Source organism: Mycobacterium asiaticum (assembly GCF_001668675.1).
GTDB classification, from domain to species: Bacteria; Actinomycetota; Actinomycetes; order Mycobacteriales; family Mycobacteriaceae; genus Mycobacterium; species Mycobacterium asiaticum_D.
Map to the genome: position 1 here is coordinate 27,721 of NZ_LZKQ01000230.1, position 18,377 is coordinate 46,097.

At 66.3% G+C, this 18,377-nt stretch carries 18 protein-coding genes; 16 read left to right on the forward strand and 2 right to left on the reverse strand.

The features are described 5' to 3' along the window. Positions 1-2: 2 nt before the first annotated feature. Positions 3-464: an acyl-CoA thioesterase gene (locus A9X01_RS19815; RefSeq protein WP_065122381.1), complete on the forward strand. Its 462-nt coding sequence runs from the start codon at positions 3-5 to the stop codon at positions 462-464. 29 nt (positions 465-493) lie between these two features. Then, on the forward strand, positions 494-931 hold the full coding sequence (locus tag A9X01_RS19820; RefSeq protein ID WP_036361427.1) for an SRPBCC family protein: 438 nt from the start codon (positions 494-496) through the stop codon (positions 929-931). On the opposite strand, the gene A9X01_RS19825 is transcribed toward A9X01_RS19820, so the two are convergent. After that, on the reverse strand, positions 932-1,639 hold the full coding sequence (locus tag A9X01_RS19825; RefSeq protein ID WP_065122382.1) for a GntR family transcriptional regulator: 708 nt from the start codon (positions 1,637-1,639) through the stop codon (positions 932-934). Between the two features lie 169 nt (positions 1,640-1,808). Here A9X01_RS19825 and fadD5 point away from each other — a divergent pair, with 169 nt between their 5' ends. From fadD5 to A9X01_RS19895, 14 genes are all read left to right on the forward strand, one after another. Beyond that, positions 1,809-3,473, forward strand: a complete 1,665-nt coding sequence (gene fadD5 / locus A9X01_RS19830; RefSeq protein ID WP_065122383.1) for a fatty-acid--CoA ligase FadD5 — start codon at positions 1,809-1,811, stop codon at positions 3,471-3,473. Positions 3,474-3,771: 298 nt separating this feature from the next. After that, positions 3,772-4,509, forward strand: coding sequence for an MlaE family ABC transporter permease (locus A9X01_RS19835; RefSeq protein ID WP_390176232.1), 738 nt, complete (start codon positions 3,772-3,774; stop codon positions 4,507-4,509). Between the two features lies 1 nt (position 4,510). Next, entirely contained in the window at positions 4,511-5,380 is an 870-nt protein-coding gene (locus A9X01_RS19840) for an MlaE family ABC transporter permease (protein WP_065034648.1), read from the forward strand. Between the two features lie 4 nt (positions 5,381-5,384). After that, positions 5,385-6,713: an MCE family protein gene (locus tag A9X01_RS19845; RefSeq protein ID WP_065122385.1), complete on the forward strand. Its 1,329-nt coding sequence runs from the start codon at positions 5,385-5,387 to the stop codon at positions 6,711-6,713. Continuing rightward, entirely contained in the window at positions 6,710-7,750 is a 1,041-nt protein-coding gene (locus A9X01_RS19850; RefSeq protein WP_036361415.1) for a virulence factor Mce family protein, read from the forward strand. The genes A9X01_RS19845 and A9X01_RS19850 overlap by 4 nt, the downstream gene beginning before the upstream one ends. Next, positions 7,747-9,309, forward strand: a complete 1,563-nt coding sequence (locus tag A9X01_RS19855) for a virulence factor Mce family protein (RefSeq protein WP_065122386.1) — start codon at positions 7,747-7,749, stop codon at positions 9,307-9,309. Before A9X01_RS19850 ends, A9X01_RS19855 begins: the two co-directional genes overlap by 4 nt. Continuing rightward, positions 9,306-10,913: a virulence factor Mce family protein gene (locus A9X01_RS19860; protein WP_065122387.1), complete on the forward strand. Its 1,608-nt coding sequence runs from the start codon at positions 9,306-9,308 to the stop codon at positions 10,911-10,913. Before A9X01_RS19855 ends, A9X01_RS19860 begins: the two co-directional genes overlap by 4 nt. Then, positions 10,913-12,073 carry a virulence factor Mce family protein gene (locus tag A9X01_RS19865; protein ID WP_065122388.1) on the forward strand — a complete coding sequence of 387 codons (1,161 nt, stop codon included), beginning with the start codon at positions 10,913-10,915 and terminating at the stop codon, positions 12,071-12,073. Before A9X01_RS19860 ends, A9X01_RS19865 begins: the two co-directional genes overlap by 1 nt. Beyond that, positions 12,067-13,626 carry a virulence factor Mce family protein gene (locus tag A9X01_RS19870; protein ID WP_065122389.1) on the forward strand — a complete coding sequence of 520 codons (1,560 nt, stop codon included), beginning with the start codon at positions 12,067-12,069 and terminating at the stop codon, positions 13,624-13,626. Before A9X01_RS19865 ends, A9X01_RS19870 begins: the two co-directional genes overlap by 7 nt. Next, positions 13,596-14,330, forward strand: a complete 735-nt coding sequence (locus A9X01_RS19875; RefSeq protein WP_065122390.1) for an Rv1363c family protein — start codon at positions 13,596-13,598, stop codon at positions 14,328-14,330. The genes A9X01_RS19870 and A9X01_RS19875 overlap by 31 nt, the downstream gene beginning before the upstream one ends. After that, positions 14,327-15,304, forward strand: a complete 978-nt coding sequence (locus A9X01_RS19880; RefSeq protein WP_065122391.1) for an RDD family protein — start codon at positions 14,327-14,329, stop codon at positions 15,302-15,304. Before A9X01_RS19875 ends, A9X01_RS19880 begins: the two co-directional genes overlap by 4 nt. After that, entirely contained in the window at positions 15,301-15,852 is a 552-nt protein-coding gene (locus A9X01_RS19885; RefSeq protein ID WP_065122392.1) for an Rv1363c family protein, read from the forward strand. The genes A9X01_RS19880 and A9X01_RS19885 overlap by 4 nt, the downstream gene beginning before the upstream one ends. Next, positions 15,819-16,562, forward strand: coding sequence for a mammalian cell entry protein (locus A9X01_RS19890; protein WP_065122393.1), 744 nt, complete (start codon positions 15,819-15,821; stop codon positions 16,560-16,562). Before A9X01_RS19885 ends, A9X01_RS19890 begins: the two co-directional genes overlap by 34 nt. A gap of 15 nt (positions 16,563-16,577) precedes the next feature. After that, on the forward strand, positions 16,578-17,273 hold the full coding sequence (locus A9X01_RS19895) for a YoaK family protein (protein WP_065122394.1): 696 nt from the start codon (positions 16,578-16,580) through the stop codon (positions 17,271-17,273). Here A9X01_RS19895 and A9X01_RS19900 read toward each other — a convergent pair. Then, positions 17,247-18,353 (reverse strand): phosphodiester glycosidase family protein, encoded by a 1,107-nt coding sequence (locus A9X01_RS19900; RefSeq protein ID WP_172832570.1) that lies wholly within the window; start codon positions 18,351-18,353, stop codon positions 17,247-17,249. The two genes, A9X01_RS19895 and A9X01_RS19900, sit on opposite strands and share 27 nt — an antisense overlap. Positions 18,354-18,377 lie beyond the last annotated feature (24 nt).

An 18,377-nucleotide genomic window follows, 5' to 3' on the forward strand; every position in this document is an offset into this window, starting at 1 on the left:
CCATGACGTCAGTGCCGGACGCGAACGATCTCACCAGCGCCGACTTTCCGGTGCACTGGCCGGTTCTCACCCGCTGGGCCGACAACGACATGTTCGGCCACCTGAACAACGCGGTGTACTACCAGCTCTTCGACACCGCGATCAACGGCTGGATCGCCAGCGGCGCGGGCGTCGACCCGTTGACCATCCCGGAGCTGGGCATCGTCGCGGAATCGGGCTGTAGGTATCTCGCCGAGCTGGCGTTCCCGGAGCGGCTCGGCGTGGGGCTGGCGGTGATCCGGCTGGGGCGCAGCAGCGTCACCTACCGCTTGGCGATCTGGAAAGAAGACCCGGCAACCGACGACCCCCGGCCGATCGCCGCGCTGGGTCACTGGGTGCACGTCTACGTCGACCGGGTCGGCCGCAGGCCGGTGCCGATTCCCGACGTCATCCGCTCCCTGCTGGCCACCGCCTGCCTGAATTAGCCATCGTTTGCCGCACGTATGCTTCGCCAATGCCAGTTATGAGCAAGACGGTCGAGGTCAATGCCGACGCCGGCGCCATCATGGGCATCGTCTCCGACATCGAGCGGTACCCGGAATGGAACGAAGGCGTCAAGGGTGCCTGGGTACTGGCCCGCTACGACGACGGTCGAGCCAGCCAGGTCCGGCTGGACACCAATCTCAACGGCTTCGAGGGCGTCTACATCCACGCCGTTTACTACCCGGGCGAAAACCAGATCCAGACCGTGATGCAGCAGGGTGATCTGTTCGCCAAGCAGGAGCAGCTGTTCAGCGTGGTGGCCACCGGCGCCAGCAGCCTGCTGACGGTCGACATCGACGTCGAACCCAGCATGCCGGTGCCCGCGCCGATGGCGAAGATGCTGCTGAACCAGGTGCTGGACCAGCTGGCCGCCAACGTCAAGCAGCGCGCCGAGCAACTGGCCAGCTGACTATGAACTGAAGATTCCGGTTCGGTCCAGCGTCTCAGTCAACCGGCGGGCCGCGTCGGTGAACTGCCACACCGTGTGTTCGACCACCGCGACGGCGTCCCGGGCTCGCAGCCCGGCGATCAGCCGGCGATGGTTGTCGATCGCTGACGCTCCCCACTGCGGATCGGCGGCATACAACTGTGCAGGCATGTAGCGCGCGGCGCTCAGCAGGAACCAGGCCAGCTTGATCCGGCCGCTGGCCTGGTTGAAGACGCGGTGGAAAGAGAACTCCAGCGAGGCGATGGCCTCGGTGTCGGCGGCTGTCACCGCCGCGGCGAGCAGGTCGTTGATGCGTTCGAGCTCGGCGATGTCGCGTTCGGTGATGCGGTCGGTGGCGGTGACGGCCAGCTCCCGTGCGATTGTCGCCTGCAGCCAGAAGATGTCGTCGATGTCCTGGCGGGTGAGCGGCAGCACCACATGCCCCCGGTGCGGCTCCAGCTGCACCATCCCCTCGCCGCGCAGCTTCAGCAGGGCCTCGCGCACCGGCGTGATGCTCACTCCGAGTTCGGCGGCGGTCTCGTCCAGCCGGATGAAGGTGCCGGGCCGCAACGTCCCGGACATGATCGCGGTGCGCAGATGGCCCGCCACCTCATCGGACAGCTGTGCCCGGCGCAGTGGACGGCGCTTCCGGGACTTCGGCTCCGGGGCAGCCGAAAGAGGTGCGTTCACGTGGCCTGCCAGGCCTTTCAGCGGCGTATCGGGTCTTTTATCCGGCTCTTGTTAAGGACTTCCAGGCCCGTTAATGTGACCCAGACAACACATGTTTTATCAAATATCAGCCTGGCGCAAGCGGTGCGTATGTAAACGGAAGACAGCTAAGGGACTTGAGGGGAACTAGTTGACCGCGCAACTGGCCAGCCACCGGACTGAGACGTCCGGACAGGCTCAGGGCCTCGCTCTCGAGCAGCCCTATCGCGCCCGGCGCCAGAACTGGGTCAATCAGCTCGAACGGCACGCCATGATGCAGCCGCAGGCCCCGGCGCTGAGATTCCTCGGGCGCACGGTGACATGGGCCGAACTGCGGCAACGGGTGGTGGCGCTGGCCGGCGCGCTGAATCGTCGCGGCGTCGGATTCGGCGATCGGGTGATGATCCTGATGCTGAACCGCACCGAGTTCGTCGAGGCGGTGCTGGCGGCCAACCTGCTCGGCGCTATCGCCGTCCCGCTCAACTTCCGGCTCACCCCCAGCGAGATCGCCTTCCTGGTGGAGGACAGCGGCGCCCGCGTGATCATCACCGAGTCGGTGCTCGCGCCGGTGGCAACGGGTGTCCGCGGGATCGCGCCTTTGCTGAAATCGGTGATCGTCGCGGGGCATGCCGCCGGGGCGACGCGCGACGACGATGTCCTCTTCTATGAAGACCTTATGAATGAGGCGGGCGATGAGCCCGAGCCGGTGGACATCCCCAATGACTCGCCGGCCCTGATCATGTACACCTCCGGCACCACCGGCCGGCCTAAGGGTGCGGTGCTCACCCACGCCAATCTGACCGGTCAGACGATGACGATGCTGTACACCAGCGGCGTCGACCTGAACAACGACGTCGGCTTCATCGGTGTCCCGCTCTTTCACATCGCCGGCGTCGGCAACCTGCTTTCCGGGATGCTGCTCGGCCTGCCGACGGTGATCTATCCGCTGGGCGCGTTCGATCCCGGGCAACTCCTCGACGTGCTGGAAGCCGAAAGGGTCACCGGCCTGTTCCTGGTGCCCGCGCAGTGGCAGGCGGTGTGCGCCGAGCAGCAGGCCAGGCCGCGGGAGCTGCGGCTGCGAGTGATGTCGTGGGGCGCCGCGCCGGCGCCAGATGTGTTGCTGCGCCAGATGTCCGAGATCTTTCCGGGTACGCAGATCCTGGCTGCCTTCGGCCAGACCGAGATGTCGCCGGTCACCTGCATGCTGCTCGGTGACGACGCCATCCGCAAACGCGGCTCGGTCGGCCGGGTGATCCCGACGGTCGCGGCCCGGGTTGTCGACGACGACATGAATGACGTGGCGATCGGCGAGGTCGGTGAGATCGTCTACCGCGCACCGACATTGATGGACGGGTACTGGAACAACCCGGAGGCCACCGCGGAAGCTTTCGCCGGTGGCTGGTTCCATTCCGGGGATTTGGTCCGGATGGACGCCGACGGCTACGTATGGGTCGTCGACCGCAAGAAGGACATGATCATCTCCGGCGGCGAGAACATCTACTGCGCCGAGGTGGAGAACGTGCTCGCCGGCCACCCCCGCATCGTCGAGGTCGCCGTCATCGGCCGGACCGACGAAAAATGGGGCGAAGTGCCGATCGCGGTCGCCGCTGTAACGGACGGACCCCTCTCGATCGAAGAGCTAGATGAGTACCTGACCGAGCGGCTCGCGCGCTACAAGCACCCCAAGGCGCTCGAGATCGTAGACGCCCTGCCCCGCAACCCCGCCGGGAAGGTCCTCAAAACCGAATTGCGTTTGCGGTACGGGGCCCGGGACGGCTCCGAAAACCGTTCTGCGTCAACGGGTTCTGCGTCATGAGAGGAAGTCGACGGGCCAGAAAATGTTTGCCGGGTGCTGACGTGACGTCAATTGCCGAGTTGGTATACACACCTAGCCGACCATCGGGTACATTCCTGTGGTCTCCGTTACTACCTGTCGGTAGGGAGCCGTTGGTCACACACTTTGGGTCGGGGCAAGGAGGAGGCGTGCGACACCATCCGCCGCAGCGCCGTCGCATTTCTGCTTCCGCTGTGAGGGGGCAATCGTGACGACATCCTCATCCTCGCGTCCCCGCCTGGTGAGCTATCTGCGCGATCAACTCGAAACACCGCTGACGATGATCGGCGGTTTCTTCCGGATGTGTGTTCTGACCGGCGCGGCACTGTTCCGCCGGCCGTTCCAGTGGCGCGAGCTGATCCTGCAGTGCTGGTTCATCATGCGGGTCGCCCTGCTGCCCACGATCATGGTCTCGATCCCGCTGACCGTGCTGCTGATCTTCACGCTGAACGTGCTGCTCGCCCAGTTCGGCGCCGCCGACCTCTCTGGTGCCGGCGCGGCGATCGGCGCCGTCACCCAGCTCGGTCCGCTGACCACGGTGCTCGTGGTCGCCGGGGCCGGCTCGACCGCCATCTGTGCCGACCTCGGCGCCCGCACCATCCGGGAAGAGATCGACGCCATGGAGGTGCTCGGCATCGACCCGATCCACCGCCTGGTGGTGCCCCGGGTGATCGCCGCGACGGTGGTCGCCACCCTGCTCAACGCGCTGGTGATCACCGTGGGTCTGGTCGGCGGATACCTGTTCGGCGTCTACCTGCAGAACGTTTCGGGCGGGGCCTACCTGGCCACGCTCACCACCATCACCGGGCTGCCCGAGGTGCTGATCGCCATGATCAAGGCTGCGACTTTCGGCCTGATCGCCGGCCTGGTCGGTTGCTACCGCGGACTGACCGTCCGCGGCGGGTCCAAGGGCCTGGGCACCGCTGTGAACGAAACCGTGGTGCTCTGCGTGGTCGCGTTGTACGCGGTCAACGTCATCTTGACCACGATCGGGGTTCGATTCGGGACGGGGCGCTGACATGTCGACATCGACGGTAGTTAAGGCGCGGTTCCCGAAGGCGGTAGCCAACGTCAACCGCTACGCGGGCGCGGTCACCCGGGGAGTCGACGAATCGGGGCAGCTCGCCTGGTTCTTCCTGACCAGCCTCGGCCAGATCCCACACGCGATCAAGAACTACCGCAAGGAGACGCTGCGCCTGATCGCCCAGATCGGCATGGGTACCGGCGCGATGGCGGTCGTCGGCGGCACCGCCGCGATCGTGGGCTTCGTGACGCTGTCCGGTAGCTCGCTGGTGGCCATCCAGGGTTTCGCATCGCTGGGCAACATCGGTGTCGAGGCGTTCACCGGGTTCTTCTCCGCGCTGATCAACGTGCGCATCGCCGGGCCGGTGGTGACGGGCATCGCGCTGGCGGCGACCGTCGGCGCCGGTGCGACGGCGGAGCTGGGTGCAATGCGGATCAGTGAGGAGATCGACGCCCTGGAGGTGATGGGCATCAAATCCGTCTCGTACCTGACGTCGACCCGCATCGTCGCCGGGCTGGTCGTGATCATCCCGCTCTACGCACTGGCCATGATCATGTCGTTCCTGTCACCGCAGATCGTCACCACCGCGCTCTACGGCCAGTCGACGGGCACCTATGAGCACTACTTCCGAACGTTCCTGCGTCCCGACGACGTCTTCTGGTCGTTCCTGGAGGCGATCATCATCGCGGCGATCGTGATGGTGACCCACTGCTACTACGGGTACAACGCCGGCGGCGGCCCCGTCGGCGTCGGTGAGGCTGTCGGCCGGTCGATGCGTTTCTCGCTGGTATCGGTGCAGATCGTCGTTCTGTCCGCCGCGTTGGCGCTCTACGGCGTCAACCCCAACTTCGCACTGACGGTGTAGCGCCATGACAGGTCCGTTGAAAACCAACAAGATCAAGTCGCCGCCCTACAAGACGGTGGGCCTGGCGGCCTTCCTGGTGCTGCTGCTCATCTTCACGTTGGTCTACTTCCAGTTCCGTGGTGACTTCACCAAGAAGACCAATCTGACGATGTACTCCGACCGAGCCGGTCTGGTGATGGACCCCGGCTCGAAGGTGACCTACAACGGTGTCCAGGTCGGACGGGTCGGCGACATCCAGGAAGTCCAGCGCAACGGCAAGCCGGCCGCCAAATTCACCCTGGAGATCTACCCCCAGTACCTGGGGACCAAGGGCGTCATTCCGGAGAACGTGGACACGCAGATCAAGGCGACCACGGTGTTCGGCGGCAAGTATGTGTCGCTGACCACGCCGAAGGACTCGCAAGGCAACATCATCTCTCGCGGTCACCTCACCGCTAAGAGCGAATTGCACGCCTCGGCTGTGACGACCGAGATCAACACGGTGTTCCAGACGCTGACCTCGATCTCGGAGAAGGTCGACCCGGTCAAGCTGAACCTCACCCTGAGCGCGGCCGCGCAGGCCCTGACCGGATTGGGTGACAGGTTCGGGCAGTCGATCGTCAACGGCAACGCGATCCTTGACGACATCAACCCGCAGATGCCGCAGGCCCGCCGTGACATCCAGCAGCTGGCCGCCCTCGGCGACGTCTACGCCAACGCCGCGCCCGACCTGCTGGACTTCCTGAACAACTCGGTGCCGACCGCCCGCACGATCAACGCCCAGCAGCGTGACCTCGACCAGGCACTGCTCGCGGCGGCCGGCTTCGGCAACACCGGCGCCGACATCTTCGAGCGCGGCGGACCCTACCTGGCCCGGGGCGCGGCCGACCTGGTGCCGACGGCCCAGCTGCTGGACACCTACAGCCCCGAACTGTTCTGCACGCTGCGCAACTACCACGACATCGAGCCCAAGGCCTTCCAGTTCCTCGGCGGCAACGGCTACTCACTGAACAGCCACTCCCAGATCCTCTCGGCGCTGGGCGCGATGCTGAACCCGATTTCACTGGTACCGCTGCTGCTGTCGCAGGTCGGCGGGCTTGCCGCAGGTGTCATCGGTGGTGCGCCGAACCCCTACACCTACCCAGAGAACTTGCCGCGGGTCAACGCACGCGGTGGGCCGGGCGGCGCGCCCGGTTGCTGGCAACAGATCACCCGTCAGCTGTGGCCGGCTCCCGAGCTGGTCATGGACACCGGGAACAGCATTGCGCCTTATAACCACTTGGACACCGGTTCGCCCTACGTACTCGAGTACGTCTGGGGCCGTCAAGTAGGGGATAACACGATCAACCCATGAAAATCACCGGGACCCTCGTCAAACTCAGCGCCTTCGCGTTCGTGCTGCTGCTGTTCAGCATCATGATCATCATCGTGTTCGGTCAGATCCGATTCGACCGGACAAACTCCTACACCGCCGAGTTCAGCAACATCAGCGGGTTGCGCAACGGCCAGTTCGTCCGCGCGTCCGGGGTGGAAATCGGCAAGGTCAGCAAGGTCGAACTCATCGACGGCGGCAAGCGCGTAAAGGTGAACTTCAACGTCGACCGCGCGATCCCCCTCTACCAGTCGACCACCGCGCAGATCCGCTACCTCGACCTGATCGGCAACCGCTACCTGGAGCTCAAACGCGGCGAGGGCGACGGTTCGGACAAGATCATGCAGCCGGGCGGCATGATCCCGCTGTCGCGTACCTCTCCGGCGCTCGACCTGGACGCGTTGATCGGTGGCTTCAAGCCGGTGTTCCGGGCGCTGAACCCGGACAAGGTGAACACCATCGCCGCATCACTCATCACGGTATTCCAGGGCCAGGGCGGCACGATCAACGACATCCTCAACCAGACCGCCCAGCTCACCTCGCAGCTCGCCGAGCGTGACCAGGCGATCGGTGAAGTGATCAAGAACCTGAACACGGTGCTGGACACCACGGTTCGGCACCGCAAGGACTTCGACCAGACAGTCAACAACCTCGAGGTGCTGATCACCGGTCTGAAAGACCACGCCGACCCGCTCGCGGCCGGAACCGCGAACATCAGCAACGCCGCCGGGACGGTGGCCGACCTGTTGTCCGAGGACCGCGCCCTGCTGCACAAGGCGATCAACTACCTCGACGCCGTCCAGCAGCCGCTGATCGACCAGCGTCAGGAGCTGAACGACTTCCTGCACAAGGTCCCGACCGCGCTGAACCTGATCGGACGCGGCATCGGCTCCTACGGCGACTTCGTGAACTTCTACTCCTGTGACATCAGCCTCCGGATCAATGGCCTGCAGCCCGGTGGGCCGGTCCGCACCGTCCGGCTCTTCCACCAGCCGACTGGAAGGTGCGCGCCCCAATGAGAACCCTGGAACCGCCCAACCGGCTGAAGATCGGCCTCATGGGCATCGTGGTGACCCTGTTGGTCATCGGTGTGGGCCAGAGCTTCACCAGCGTGCCGATGTTGATGGCGAAGCCTTACTACTTCGGGCAATTCACCGACACCGGCGGCATCAACAAGGGCGACAAGGTCCGCATCGCCGGCATGGACGTCGGCAAGGTCGAGGCCATCAAGATCGACGGCGACCACATCGTGATGAAGTTCTCGATCGGTACCGAGAGCATCGGCACCGAGAGCCGGCTGAACATCCGCACCGACACCCTGCTCGGTAAGAAGGTGCTCGAGATCGAGGCCCGTGGCAACCAGCCGCTGCGGCCCAACGGCACATTGCCCCTGGGTCAGAGCACCACGCCCTACCAGATCTACGACGCCTTCCTCGACGTCACCAAGGCGGCCACCGGCTGGGACATCGACACCGTCAAGAAGTCGCTGCACGTGCTGTCGGAAACCATCGACCAGACCTACCCGCAACTGAGCCCGGCCCTGGACGGCGTTTCCAGGTTCTCCGACACGCTCGGCAAGCGTGACGAGGAGATCAAGCACCTGCTCGCCCAGGCCAACCAGGTGGCGAGCGTCCTCGGTGACCGCAGCCAGCAGGTGGACCGGTTGCTGGTCAACGCCAAGACCCTGCTGGCCGCATTCAACGAGCGCGGCCGCGCGATCGACGCGCTGCTGAGCAACGTGGCCTCGTTCTCCACACAGGTGGAGGGCCTGATCAACGACAACCCGAACCTCAACCACGTGCTCGAGCAGCTGCGCACGGTCAGCGACCTGCTGGTGGAGCGCAAAGAAGACGTGGCCAACGGGTTGCTGATGGTCGGCGGCTTCCTGCCGTCGCTGAACGAGGCGATCGGTTCGGGACCGTTCTTCAAGGTCGTCATCCACAACCTGGTGCCCGGCCAGATCATCCAGCCGTTCATCGACGCCGCCTTCAAGAAGCGTGGCCTGGACCCCGAGCAGTTCTGGCGCAGCGCCGGGCTACCCGCCTACCGGTTCCCCGACCCGAACGGCACCCGATTCCCGAACGGCGCGCCGCCGCCGGCACCGCCGGTGCTGGAAGGCACCCCGGAGCACCCGGGACCGGCCGTCCCGCCCGGGACGCCCTGCTCGTACACGCCGCCCGCCGACGGGCTGCCGCGGCCGGAGAACCCGCTGCCATGCCTCGGGCTCAACATCGGACCGTTCGGTGGCCAGGGCTTCCCGGCACCGCTGGATGTCCAGGCCTCGCCGCCGAACCCCAACGGCGTCCAGCCGGCACCGGGCATCCCGATCGCCGGACGGCCGGGTGAACCGGCTCCGGACGTGCCCGGCACGCCCGTGCCGCTGCCGCCGAACTCACCCCCGGGCTCGCGCACCGAGCCGCTGGGACCGGCGGGACCGGTCGGACCACCGTCGACATTCGCGCCCGGGCTGCCCCCGGGTCCGCCGGCACCACCTGGACCCGGCAACCAGTTACCGGCACCGTTCATCAACCCCGGTGGCACCGGCGGTAGCGGCGCAGCGGGAGGTAGCGAGAATTGAGCACCATCTTTGATGTCCGCAACATCCGGCTTCCCCGGATGTCCCGGACCACGGTGGTCATCGGATCACTGGTGTTGGTCCTGGCCCTGCTGGCCGCATACTTCGGCTGGCAGCTGTACCAGAAGCTGACCAACAACACTGTCGTCGCGTACTTCTCCCAGGCCCAGGCGCTCTACGCCGGGGACAAGGTCCAGATCATGGGCATGAAGGTGGGCCGGATCGACAAGATCGAACCGGCCGGCGACAAGATGAAGGTCACCTTCCACTACGAAAACAAGTACAAGGTGCCGGCCAACGCCTCGGCGGTGATCCTCAACCCGACCCTGGTCGCCTCGCGGGCCATTCAGCTGGAGCCGCCCTACAAGGGTGGCCCGGCGCTGGCCAACAACGCGGTGATCCCGCTCGAGCGCACCCAGGTGCCGGTGGAGTGGGACGAGCTGCGCAACAGCATCACCAACATCATCTCCAAGCTGGGGCCCACCGAGGCGCAGCCGAAGGGTCCGTTCGGTGAGGTCATCGAGTCGTTCGCGAACGGCCTGTCCGGCAAGGGCAAGCAACTCAACTCCACGCTGGACAACTTGTCGAAGGCGCTGACCGCGTTGAACGAGGGGCGCGGCGACTTCTTCGCGGTCGTCAAGAGCCTGGCGCTTTTCGTCAACGCGTTGCATCAGGACGACAAGCAGTTCGTGGCGCTCAACCAGAACCTGGCGGACGTCACCGGCCGGCTGGCGAGTTCGGACCAGGCGCTGGCCAGCGCCCTGCGGCAGCTGGACAGCCTGCTGACCACCGTGCGTCCGTTCCTGGACAAGAACCGCGAGGTGTTGACGCACGACGTCAACAACCTTGCGACGGTGACGAACACGCTGCTGCAGCCCGAGCCGCTGAACGGGCTGGAGACCGCGTTGCACGTCCTTCCGACGGCCGCGGCGAACGTCAACATGATCTACCACCCCTCGCACGGTTCGGTGGTGGCCGTCCCGGAGATCACCAGCTTCGCCAACCCGATGCAGTTCATCTGCAGCTCGGTGCAGGCGGGTAGCCGACTGGGTTACCAGGAGTCGGCAGAACTGTGTGCGCAGTACCTGGCGCCGGTGCTCGACGCGATCAAGTTCAACTACTTCCCGTTCGGGTTGAACACGTTCAGCACGGCCGAGATCCTGCCGAAGATGGTCGCGTACTCCGAGCCGCGGCTGCAGCCGCCGAACGGCTATAAGGACACCACCGTGCCCGGTATCTGGGTGCCCGACACCCCGTTGTCGCACCGCAACACCCAGCACGGCTGGATCGTGGCGCCCGGCATGCAGGGCACGCAGGTGGGTCCGATCACCGCCGGTCTGCTGACGCCGGAGTCCCTGGCCGAGTTGATGGGTGGGCCGGACATCGAGCCCGTCCAGTCCACGCTGCAGACGCCACCGGGACCGCCCAACGCCTACGACGAGTACCCCGTGGTGCCGCCGGTCGCGCTGAATGCACAGGTACCGGTGCCGCCGCCGGCGCCGGGCCCGAACGTGATCCCCGGGCCGGTCGCTCCGACACCCGCCGCACCGGGACCGCCGCCAGCGCCGGTTGGCGCACCGCTGCCCGCTGAGGCAGGAGGTCAGTGATGGGCTTGCTACGTAAGTTCCGCTACCGCAGCTGGCAGGTGCTCGTGCTGCTGGTGTGCGCGGTGCTGCTGAGTTCCTGTGGGTGGAAGGGCATCTCGCAGGTGCCGATCCCGGGCGCACCGGGCAGCGGCGACGGCGCCTACGTCGTCTACGCGCAGGTGCCCGACACCCTGGCCATCAACGGCAACAGCAAGGTGATGGTCGCCGACGTCGAGGTGGGCTCGATCCGCAAGATCGAGCTGAAGAACTGGATCGCGACGCTGACCCTGGGCTTGAAGAAGGACGTCAAGCTGCCCAAGAACGCGCTGCTGAAGATCGGCCAGACCAGTTTGCTGGGATCGCAGCACGTGGAGTTGCTGTCCCCGGACAAGCCGCAGGGTCAGCTCAGGAACGGCGACCTGATCCCGCTGAAGAACTCGTCGGTGTACCCCAACATCGAGCAGACGCTGGCCGTGGTCTCGCTGATCCTGCGCGGCGGCGGCATTCCCAACCTGGAAGTGCTGCAGAACGAGATCTACGCGATCTTCAAGGGACGCGGCGAGCAGATCCGCGGGTTCCTGAACAAGCTCGACACCTTCACCCGCCAGCTCAACGAGCAGCGCGACGACATCACCCATGCGATCGACTCGACGAACCGGCTGCTGAGTTACGTCGGCAACCGCAACGATGTGCTGGAACGGGTGTTGACCGACTTCCCGCCGTTGCTCAAGCACTTCGCCGACACGAAGAACCTGTTGATCAACGCGGTGGACTCGGTGGGCCGGTTGAGTTCGGCGGCCGACCAGTACCTCGGCGAGGCGCGCAGCAACCTGCACACCGACCTCGAGTCGCTGCAGTGCCCGCTGCGGGAACTCGGCAAGGGTTCGCCGTACCTGATCGGCGCACTGAAGCTGATCCTGACGCAGCCGTTCGACATCGACGCGGTGCCGAAGATCTTCCGCGGTGACTACCAGAACGTGAACGCCACGCTGGACGTCACGCTCAGCGCGGTGGACAACGCGGTGCTGACCGGCACCGGGTTCAGCGGGGTGCTGCGCGCGATCGAGCAGTCGTTCGGCCGCGACCCCGAGTCGATGATCCCGGACGTCCGCTACACGTCGAACCCCAACGACGCGCCGGGTGGACCGCTGGTGGAAAGGGCGGAGCGAGGCCAATGCTGACACCGTTCATCAAGCGCCAGCTGTGGATCTTCCTGGCCCTGACCGTAGTTGCGCTGTCCGTGCTGGGCATCTACTACCTGCAGGTACCGACGTTGGTCGGGATCGGGCGCTACGACCTGAAGGCCGACCTGCCGGCCTCGGGCGGCCTGTACCCGACCGCGAATGTCACCTACCGCGGCATCACCATCGGCAAGGTCAACGCGGTCGAGCCGACCCCCACCGGTGCCCGGGCGATCTTGAGCATCGACAGCCGGTACAAGATTCCGATCGACGCCACGGCCAACGTGCACTCGGTGTCGGCGGTGGGTGAGCAGTACCTGGACCTGGTCTCGGAAGGCAACCCCGGACAGTTCTTCCGTTCGGGCCAGACGATCACCAAGGGCACGGTGCCCAGCGAGATCGGTCCGGCGCTGGATACCGCGAACCGCGGGCTGGAAGTGCTGCCCAAGGAGAAGATCCCGCAGCTGCTCGACGAAACCGCGCTAGCCGTAGGTGGACTCGGCCCGGCGCTGCAGCGGTTGACCGACGCCACTCAGGCGCTGGTCGGCGACTTCCACAACCAGATCGGCGACATCAACGACATCATTCAGCACTCCGGGCCGATCCTGCAGAGCCAGGTCGACTCGGGCAACTCCATCGAACGGTGGGCGCGCAACCTCAACACGCTGGCGGCCCAGAGCGCGGCCGAGGACCAGCACCTGCGCAGCGTGCTGACCCAGGCCGCTCCGACGGCTGACCAGGTCAATGAGGTGTTCACCGACGTGCGGGACTCGCTGCCGCAGACGCTGGCGAATCTCGAGGTGGTGTTCGACCTGCTGAAGCGCTACCACAAGGGCCTCGAGCAGGTGCTGGTGTTCCTGCCGCAGGGCGCCTCGATCGCGCAGACGGTGGCCGCGCCGTTCCCGAACATGGCCGCCCTGGACCTGGCGCTGGCGATCAACCAGCCGCCGCCGTGTCTGACCGGTTTCATCCCGGCCGAGCAGTGGCGGTCGTTCGCCGACACCAGCCCGCAGCCGTTGCCGGTGGGAACGTACTGCAAGATCCCGATGGATACCCCGGCCAACAGTGTGCGCGGCTCGCGCAACATCCCCTGTGTCGACGTGCCCGGCAAGCGTGCCGCCACACCGCGGGAGTGCCGCAGCACCAAGCCGTACGAGCCCGCGGGCACCAACCCGTGGTACGGCGACCCGAACCAGCTGCTCAGCTGCCCGGCGCCGGCGGCTCGGTGTGACCAGCCGGTCAAGCCCGGCCTGGTGACCCCGGCACCGTCGGTGAACAACGGCCTGAACCCCATGCCGGCGGACCGGCTGCCACCAGGCGGGTTGACACCACCGCCGATGAGCGACCCGCTGACCCGCCCCGGCACCGGGGCAGTGCAGTGCAACGGCCAACAGCCCAACCCCTGCGTCTACACTCCGGGCGGACCCCCTTCGGCGGTCTACAGCCCACAGAGCGGCGAGCTGGTGGGGCCCGACGGCGTTAAATACTCCGTCGAAAACTCAACCAAAACAGGAGACGACGGATGGAAGGAGATGCTGGCACCAGCCGGCTGAACCCCATCGACGAGGACGATTCACTGACGGCCACGGCGACGGACGAGGATTCCGAGACCACAGCGGCCGAGGCTGAGCCCGACGCTTCGGAGACCGAGGCGTCCGAGGCGGCTGAAGCGGCTGACGTGGCTGACGCGTCCGAGGAATCTGAAGAAGCTCGCGCCGAGGAACCGGACGTGGCGGAACCGGGCGTCGAACGCCGCCCCTCGCGGGTGAATCGCACCTGGCTCGCCGGCGTGGCGGCGTTGCTGGTGCTGGCCGCCGGAGGTATTGGCGCCGGCGGATATTTCGCGTTGCGGTCCCACCAGGAGATCCAGACGTTTGCGCGCAACGACGCGCAGGCCCTGCAGATAGCCAAGGACTGCGTCGCGGCGACGCAGGCGCCGGACACCAGCAGCATGGCCGCGAGTGAACAGAAGATCATCGACTGCGGCACCGACCAGTACCGCACCCAGGCGCTGCTGTACAGCAGCATGCTCGTGCAGGCCTACCAGGCCGCCAACGTGCATCTGCAGGTGTCGGACATGCGCGCGGCCGTCGAGCGCAACAACCCCGACGGCACCGTCGACATCCTCGTCGCACTGCGCGTGAAGGTCTCCAACGACGAGGCGCAGAACCAGGAGACCGGCTACCGCCTGCGGGTGAAGATGACGCCGACGGAGGGTAGTTACAAGATCTCCAAGCTCGACCAGGTGACCAAGTGACGGTGGTGGTCGAAGACATCCCGACCACGGACACCGCGCAGGACCTACCCGAGAAGGCCGCGGCGCCATGGCGGTTGCGGGCCGCCGCGTTCGGCGTGGACGTTCTGCCGGGGCTCGCCGTGATCGCCACCCTGACGCTGACCTCGTTTGCGCTGCCGGCACGCAGCCCGTGGTGGTGGGCATGCGTGTCTGTGCTGGCGGCCGTTGTGCTGCTGGTGCTGGTCAACCGGTTGCTGTTGCCGACCATCACCGGCTGGAGCCTGGGCCGCGCACTGTTCGGCATCGCGGTGGTGCGCCGCGACGGCACGCAGATCGGCCCGTGGCGGCTGCTGGTCCGCGAGTTCGCGCACCTGATCGACACCGCGGCGCTGCTGATCGGCTGGCTGTGGCCGCTGTGGGATTCCGAGCGACGCACCTTCGCCGACATCCTCACCCGCACCGAGGTGCTACGGGTCGTCCCGCACGAGCGGCCCGCCAAGGTCAGGCAGTGGACCGCGGTGACGCTTTTGGTCGCGGCCACGCTGTGCCTGGACGCCACCGGGATCGGATACCAGGCGGTCTACGCAGAGGCGCAGGCCGGTGACCGCTCCCGCGCCGAGATCTCGACACAGGGCCCCAAGCTGGTCGCCCAGATGCTGACGTACGACCCGGCGACATTGCACGAGGACTTCGCCCGCGCGCTGGCACTGACCACCGAGCGATACCGTCCGGAGCTGGCCGCCCAGCAGCGGACCGTGGAGAAGGGCCACCCAGTCATCAACGAGTACTGGGTGTCGGCCAGCTCGGTGTTGTCGGCGACGGCGGATCGAGCCACGATGCTGCTGTTCATGCAGGGCCGGCGCGGCGCCGGGAACGACGTCCGCTACATCACCGCCAGCGTCCGGGTGAAATTCGCCAAAGACTCCCAGCAGCACTGGCGCGTGGACGATCTCACCGTCCTGGCCAAACCGAAGCCGCCGGAGAATCCGAAATGAGCCCGCGCCGCAAGTTCAAGCCCGGCGAGGAATCGCTGCTCGTCGCCCAGCCGATCCCACGGCGGCGCTGGGAACTGCAACTCGTCTCGACTTTTGCCGCGTTGGTGATGGTCGCGGCGATCACGGTATCCACACTGATGTTGATCGACCATGTCATGCGAGACCGTACCGCCGAGCGGGAGACGTCGGCGGTCAACTACGTGAAGTGGTTCATGACCGGCTTCACCTCGATCGACCCGTTCCACGCGAACGACTACATCGACCGGGTGCTAGCCCAGGCCACCGGCGACTTCCACAAGCAGTACGAGGATAAGGCCAACGAGATCCTGCTCCAGGTGGCGCGTGCGGAGCGGTCCACCGGCACAGTGCTGGAGGCCGGAGTAGAACGATGGAACGACGACGGCAGCGTCACCGTGCTGGTTGCGACCGACGTAACCTCCAAGTCGCCGGACGGCAAGCAGGTCTTCGAGAACACCAACCGTTGGTCGGCAACAGCTAAGCAGGAAGGGAATCAGTGGAAGATCAGCAACCTGCAGCAGGTGATCTGACCGTCAACGACGAGACGGAAGCCGCGACGGACGCCGAAGCCACGGAAGCCGCGGCTACCGACGACGCCGCAGAGACCACTGAGCCCGCGGGGACCACCGAGACCGCCGAGGAAGCTCAGGAAGAGACCACGGACGAGTCAGACGAGGCCGCGGCTACCGAGGCAGCCCCCGAGGAAAAGAAACAGAAGAAGAAGCGCACCGGGCGGCGGCTGGCCGCAGCGTTCGCGCTGATAGCCGCCCTGTTCGTCGGTTCGGCGGCCTTTGCCGGGGCGACGGTTCAGCCGTACCTGGCCGAGCGGGCCACCATCGAGGTAAAGCTCAAGGTGGCGCGCGCCGCGGCGAACGCGATCACCACACTGTGGAGCTACACGCCGGAGAACATGGACAGCCTGGCCGACCGCGCCGCGAACTACCTCTCCGGCGACTTCGGTGCCCAGTACCGCAAGTTCGTCGACCAGATCGCCGCGCCGAACAAGCAGGCGAAGGTCACCAACTCCACCGAGGTGACCGGCGTGGCTGTCGAGTCGCTGGATGGCCCGAACGCCGTCGCGATCGTGTACACCAACACCACCACGACCAGCCCGCTGACCAAGAACATCCCGGCGCTGAAATACCTGTCCTATCGGTTGGTGATGAAGCGCGACGACGACCGCTGGAAGGTGACCCGGATGACCACCGTCACCCAGCTGGATGTGACCCCGCACCTGTAGCGATTCGATTCCGCGATGGTCGTTTCGTCCCCGGTGTCCAACCGGTTGACCGTGACGGCGCTGCTGTTGCTGACCTTCTCGACCGGGGTGGCCGACGCGATCAGCGTGCTGGTGCTGGGGCATGTGTTCGTTGCCAACATGACCGGCAACGTGATCTTCCTGGGGTTCTGGTTCGCCCCAAACACCACCGTCGACCTCACCGCCGCCGTCGTGGCGTTCCCCACCTTCGTCACCGGCACCATCGTCGGCGGACGGTTGATGCGGCACTTCGGTGAGCGCACCAGGCCGTGGCTGACCGCCGCGTTGGGCAGCGAGGTGGTGTTGCTGGCGGCCCTGTCGGTGCTGGCCGGCGCCGGGGTGCTGCACTATCACGACAACACCAAACTCGTCCTGATCGGCGGGATGGCGATCGCGTACGGCGTGCAGCATTCCACCGCGCGTCAGTTCGGTATTCAGGAGCTCACCACCACGGTGCTTACCTCGACGATCGTCGGCCTCGGCGTGGACAGCCGGTTGGCCGGGGGGACCGGACAGCGCGAGAAGCTGCGCTACAGCGTGGTGTGCACGATGTGCGCCGGGGCGGTGGTCGGCGCCACGCTCACCTGGATCACCGTCGCACCGGTGCTGGCGCTGGCGGCGGCCGTCGTGGCGACCAGTCTGCTGATCTTCCGGTACGGGCCCGATTCAGTTGAACGCAAGCCAGCTGGGTAGCGCCCGCTCGCGCGAGTCGCACAGCACCTGACGGGTGTCGCACGAACCCTTCGGCGACCCCGCGCCGGCCCACATGCCACCCGTGTCGCGGCGCAGCACGATCGCCGACGAACCCCCGCCGTCGAGCAGCACCGCGGTGTCGCTGCCCAGGCCGCGGAACAGATCCTGGATGTTGTCGGGGGTGTAGCTGCCGCCCTCGAAGATGTACATCTCGTCGCGCTGCTTGGCGTAGGCCAGCGCGGTCCGCGCCGCGCTGGGACCCCCGTCGTGCAGCTGCCCGGTATTGCCCGGCGACAGTAGACCGATCCCGGCTACCGCGACGAACTTGGCGTTCTTGTTCAGCAGGTCCTCGACGACCGGGGTGGCCAGGTCATAGTCCTCTCGGCCCTTGGGCCGCAACACGTATGGCGCACCACCGACCGGCAGGATCATCGTCGTCAGCGAGGTCCAGGACTCGTTACCGCCGGACAGGCCCTGCTTGCCCGGATAGGCGACGGTGCCGGTGACGGCCTGGTTGGCGCGGCCCTGGCCGTTGGTGTTGTCCACGAAGGCGCCCAGCGGGGAACTGCAGCCGGTGCTGCGCCAGGAACCCCCCTTCTGTCCCCGGACATCGAAAAAGTTGGCGTTGATGGCGATGGTGGGTTGCCCCATGCGCTGCCACGCCTGCAGCGGTGGGTAGATCTCCGAGGCCTGCCACAATCCTTCACCGGTGCGGGCGCCCGGGTTGTTCTCGCAGCGGGCCTGGTCACCCCGGTGGGTGTCGACCAACAGGTGCGGCTGCAACCGGGACGACGCGTTCTTGATGATCATCAGGTGACCACCGTTGTTCATCTCGTACCAGTGGCCGGACCCGTCGAGCAGCGGCATCGGATGGCCGCCGCCGAAGTTGTACACCAGGTAGGAACCCTTGGTGGTGGCGATGGCCTGCTCGAGCATCTCCCGGGCATCGGCGGCATGGGCGACCGGCTGCCCGGCGGTGACGGCCAGGGCCGCGCAGATTGTCAGCCCGGCGAAGCTCGCCGTCAGCCTGCGCAAGACCGCGGATGGGGTCAGCACGGGGAGCCCTTTCGGCCGCGAAATCCGGAATTACCATCCAAGGATTAG